The 317-nt window shown below is 62.1% G+C and carries 1 pseudogene; it reads left to right on the top strand.

Features of this window, described 5'->3' with window-relative positions:
- Positions 1-317 (top strand): annotated as a pseudogene (locus tag EN818_RS31575) (NAD-dependent epimerase); the annotation flags it as partial.

The following is a 317-nucleotide window of genomic DNA, read 5'->3' as shown; positions in this document are numbered from 1 at the left end:
ATTGGCACTCCGCGCCGCGTTCCGCCGTCGGTTTCCTTATTCATGGTGCCACGATCGACGTCGAAAAGGTCGGCCCGCGCCGCAACCTGTCGATGCCGGGCCTCAGCGCCACCGTCGGCGAGCAGATTGAGGCACTGCGCAAGGTGGCGGGGGAAAAGGCCGTCGCCCTCATCCGTCGCGAGCCGAACGAGATGATCATGCGCATGTGCGAAGGCTGGGCACCCGGTTTCGAAGCCAAGCGTGCCCGCGAACTCGGCTTTACGGCCGAAAGCTCCTTCGAAGAGATTATTCAGGTTCATATTGAGGACGAACTGGGA

The organism is Mesorhizobium sp. M3A.F.Ca.ET.175.01.1.1, assembly GCF_004791945.1.
Taxonomy (GTDB): domain Bacteria; phylum Pseudomonadota; class Alphaproteobacteria; order Rhizobiales; family Rhizobiaceae; genus Mesorhizobium.
Note: the sequence above shows the minus strand (reverse complement) of the source record. Positions and strands in the feature narration are given on the sequence as shown.